The organism is Bacillus sp. GbtcB10 (assembly GCF_019091365.1).
GTDB classification, from domain to species: domain Bacteria; phylum Bacillota; class Bacilli; order Bacillales; family Bacillaceae; genus Bacillus; species Bacillus altitudinis.
On record NZ_JAGXJP010000202.1, the window covers coordinates 1 to 264 of the forward strand.

Below are 264 nucleotides of genomic sequence, written 5' to 3' on the forward strand. Positions count from 1 at the left end.
TTCCAAGCTTCACATCGATCGTTCCTTCTGCAACTGTATCACTAATTTGTTCCTCAATAACGGATTGAGATGTAGCATTCGTTTCAGAAGTATACGCTTGTTGCTGTGCACCTTGTACATTTTGTTTATTTTGCTGTTTCGACATTTCTTACCCTCCTTTTTATTCTTTCTTATTTTGAACAAAAAGATGGGTTTTCATCAAAAAATCGTGATCATTTTGAAATTGTTACTTCTTCTAGTAATCTCATCGTTCTAACTCGTTTC

The 264-nt window shown here is 34.5% G+C and carries 1 protein-coding gene; it reads right to left on the minus strand.

The genetic code is table 11. The features are described from left to right. Nucleotides 1–145 (minus strand): YozQ family protein (locus KVT11_RS20085; RefSeq protein WP_217609173.1); only part of this gene is annotated, 145 nt, incomplete at its 3' end. Nucleotides 146–264: the final 119 nt, after the last annotated feature.